Genomic DNA, 3,559 nt, shown 5'->3' on the forward strand with positions numbered 1-3,559 from the left:
ATTTTAGTAGTTTGAGATTCTTTGTTTAATTTCCTTCTACTTATTTTCATTTGATTGCTATTTGATTTTTAGACGAACTTAGACGTTACTTAGACGAACTCAATTCTTACTTATTGTTATCAATCCTTCTGTTTAAGCGAAAAACAATATCTAAATTTACCTTGCTTAATGTTTGTTTTTAGATAAACTTATTTGATATAATCCCCTAATATTAAATCATAAGGATTGTCGTAAATAATATCTTCTTTCATATTTTCTTTTTTAATTCTATTTTTTTTTACCATTGTCAAAATAAACCTTTTACAACCTGCTTATTTATACACTTTTTGTAGGAATAAGAGTTTTTTTGACTTTTTAATTTCTTATTTCTCAACCAATCCCAATACGCGATCAACATTCATTTTGTACAAAAGCTGATCATCAATCTGATATTTATGCTCCGAAAAATTCTTGAAATAAATCTTATCGCCTTTTTTAACACCAATCTTATTTAATGCTAAATTCTCAATCGAAACAATACCTGTATTGTTTACAAATTTTTCTTGAACAGAATCTGGAATAAGAATACTTCCAATTTTCTTTTCTGTTTTATTAACCATTGGAGAAACAAAAATGTAATCGCCATAAGATTTCCATTCCTCATTTTTATTCGTACGATACAAGAAAACTAAATCTTCTGGCACACGATACAAATTCTGACGAATATGATATTGGTTAAATTCTGATCCATCATTCCTTGTAGAAATTCGAGTGATGTTGTGATGAACAATTAAGGTATCACCTGTTTTTACATCACCCGAATAATTATGTGGTAAGCCTACAACAATACATTCGCGATTCAGATAATCAACATTATCTTTGTCTACATTAAGCAAAAGCTTCACTCCTGCTATTTCCTTTTCATTGTTGTAAGCTTGCGCAAATTCTACTACAAATCCACTATGAGTTATGATCTGTTTAGTCAATTTTAAAACTTACTTTAGATGGTTTAAAAATCACTTTCTTTCTTTCTGGAATACTAACATTTTCTCTGCCAAAAGAATTAACTACACGCGCTGGATAGCGACGAGTTGTAAATGTTCCGAAGTCACGAAAATTCAATGTATTTCCTTTTTGAACTTCTGATTTAATCAGTTCAAAAACTTGATTGACTACTTCCAATGTTTCTTTTCTGTTCAAACCGTTTTGATCTGCAATCTGATTTGCGATGTCTTTCTTTGTCATTTTTAATTTGTTTTTGTGATAATTGAAATTGATTTTATGTTTGAATTCTTTACACAAAGAATTTCTTTATTTTCTCCTATTGTTAATTGAAACTCTACAAAAGATGGATCTGAATTTTCTAACTTTTCGATTAAGTCAAATTGTTTCTCAATCGTTAATTCTTGACCTACACTCGTTTTTAAGTATTCTATTTTTAGAGTTCCCATGATTATTTTACTTTATAAATTTTACTAAATTGATTTTTTTTGTATTCTGGTTTTCCAATATCCCAACCTTTGAATAATTGATTAACACGAATCTCTTCACTCAAATTATAGTTATCAAATAATATCTCGATAGAACCTAATACTTTCGATTTTTCTACAACTTCTTTTGTTACTGCTATACTGTGCATATTAATTCAATTCGTTTAACCAAATTTTTAAAACATCAATACTTTTCTCAATCTCTTGTTTCAACGGATCTTTCTTCCCACCTCGTTCTAATCGCTTAACAACATCAAACAAATAAGGATTCCATTCTCGTTCTAAACCTACTTTGTACAACGAACCTTTACTGTTATCATAATGAGATTGTGGATTGAATACTTTTTCCTGGTATGGTTTGAAATAGTGATATATCTCTGTGTTAGGTACTGATAAAAATTTACCTTCTTCGAATTCTAAAAAAACACGATCCGAGTTTATTTTTGAAACAATGCATAATGTACCTTTTGAAACATCATCAAAATCAACAAGTAACTCAAACTTATCGCCTACTTTGTATCGATCATTCATATTTTTGTTCTTCTTTTCGTCTAACAAATTTTTTATATGCAGGTGTTAATTTCAACTTTCGAACTGCTTTTAGATAAAGTAATTTGGTATTATCTTCTGTTCGTACACGGAAATATTTACTGTAATGAGAAAACTTACGAACACGTCTTGTCTTTTTCCAATACTTCTGTAAATCATCAAAAATCATATCAAAACGCTCATCTAATTTCATTGCAAAATTTCTACGATTGATATCAACTTTAAATGCTTTTCCTGCTTGACGATAATAACGATTCATCAAATTCAATTCAACTCCAAGTTCTTCTGCTAAGGTTTCTTTCGTTATCCTGATCTTCTTCGCTTCTAAACTATTCATCGCATCTAAAACCAATTCACCATCTGGAAAACTCCAACCGCCACTCTTTAAAGTTGCTGCAATAGATATTTTCTCTTCTTTTGTAAATCCTCTTGATTCATTGAAGAAAACTTTTTTACGCTTCTTTGTTTGCAATGGCTTAGTTTCTTCCCATGCTTCCTTAGCAATCATATTCGACTTCTCCCTATTAACAGGAAATGCCATATTTTTGCTATCAGGATGAGCAATTACCCAGCACATAAACTCGTAACTGCTATAAGTCAATTGAGGATTCAAATGTTTAAGTATCATGTAAATTCGCTTCAAGTAAAATTCATTCGTAATACCTTTTACCGAATCTATACCTAAACTATATACAGGAATACCTTCTGGCTCATAAATAAAATCTTGATCTTCACCTACCAAAACACTTGTTTCCATTACTACATTGTAGAAACGTTTCGGATCAAGTACATATCTAAAATTACGTTTAGCCATTATTATATATTTTTTTGCTCGAAATAGTAGCAAGCCAATAAACAAGCATCAACCATTCCGTCATTATAGTTTTTACTCACACCACCTTTGTTGGTTAATTTAAAATCTTCTGTTGGATAAAGGCGAGTAACTGCCAAAGTAGAAGTAGCTTTTGTATCAACTACCTTTTTTGGCTTTCCTCCTTCTTCTTTTGATGATGAAGTTTTATATTGCTTCGGAATGTTTTTCCAAAGTAATCCTTGCCATTCTTTTGGCTGAATAAGTGAATATGGCTTTTGACAACCTACTGCAATTCCTTGCAATAATCCAACACAATTTCGCAATGACGCAACTGCTGATTTTGATGCTCCGAAAATCATTCCTGGATCTTCTACACATACATAATCACAAGAAGAAATTATTTTATAAATCTCATTAACATCATATTCTTTACCAATCAATGGTAAACCTCCTTTCTCAATAATTTCTCTTTTATCATTCAGAATACAATATGCTCCTTGTTTACCTGGATCTATTCCTAAAATTCTCATAACTGATTAAATATTTAAGTCTTTCAATCTTTCTAAAACATCTTTACCAGTATGACCATCAAACTCAAATAAAGCTTTTTCCACTTCAGGAACTTTAAACAAATCCCAATCCTCAGCTTTATAATGATTAGAAATTAATCCAGTAGGTAACATTGCAGATACTATAAACCAACCACCACCAAAACACTCTTCACCAT

8 protein-coding genes are annotated in these 3,559 nt (G+C 30.4%); all 8 read right to left on the minus strand.

All coding sequences use genetic code 11. The annotated features are described in order from the left end of the window. Positions 1 to 362: 362 nt before the first annotated feature. Entirely contained in the window at positions 363 to 965 is a 603-nt protein-coding gene (locus Q0616_RS01135; RefSeq protein WP_298774298.1) for a hypothetical protein, read from the minus strand. Continuing rightward, on the minus strand, positions 958 to 1,224 hold the full coding sequence (locus Q0616_RS01140) for an HU family DNA-binding protein (RefSeq protein WP_298774300.1): 267 nt from the start codon (positions 1,222 to 1,224) through the stop codon (positions 958 to 960). Before Q0616_RS01140 ends, Q0616_RS01135 begins: the two co-directional genes overlap by 8 nt. A 2-nt stretch (positions 1,225 to 1,226) precedes the next feature. Further along, positions 1,227 to 1,430: a hypothetical protein gene (locus Q0616_RS01145; RefSeq protein WP_298774302.1), complete on the minus strand. Its 204-nt coding sequence runs from the start codon at positions 1,428 to 1,430 to the stop codon at positions 1,227 to 1,229. A gap of 2 nt (positions 1,431 to 1,432) precedes the next feature. Beyond that, positions 1,433 to 1,618, minus strand: a complete 186-nt coding sequence (locus Q0616_RS01150) for a hypothetical protein (RefSeq protein ID WP_298774304.1) — start codon at positions 1,616 to 1,618, stop codon at positions 1,433 to 1,435. A gap of 1 nt (position 1,619) precedes the next feature. Then, entirely contained in the window at positions 1,620 to 2,000 is a 381-nt protein-coding gene (locus Q0616_RS01155) for a hypothetical protein (protein WP_298774307.1), read from the minus strand. Next, complete coding sequence (locus tag Q0616_RS01160) at positions 1,993 to 2,832, minus strand: hypothetical protein (RefSeq protein WP_298774309.1); 840 nt, start codon at positions 2,830 to 2,832, stop codon at positions 1,993 to 1,995. Before Q0616_RS01160 ends, Q0616_RS01155 begins: the two co-directional genes overlap by 8 nt. 2 nt (positions 2,833 to 2,834) lie before the next feature. Continuing rightward, positions 2,835 to 3,362: a hypothetical protein gene (locus Q0616_RS01165; protein WP_298774311.1), complete on the minus strand. Its 528-nt coding sequence runs from the start codon at positions 3,360 to 3,362 to the stop codon at positions 2,835 to 2,837. Positions 3,363 to 3,368: 6 nt separating this feature from the next. Further along, a partial coding sequence (locus Q0616_RS01170) for a hypothetical protein (RefSeq protein ID WP_298774313.1) occupies positions 3,369 to 3,559 on the minus strand: 191 nt, incomplete at its 5' end.

This window comes from uncultured Empedobacter sp. (assembly GCF_937930195.1).
GTDB lineage: Bacteria > Bacteroidota > Bacteroidia > Flavobacteriales > Weeksellaceae > Empedobacter > Empedobacter stercoris.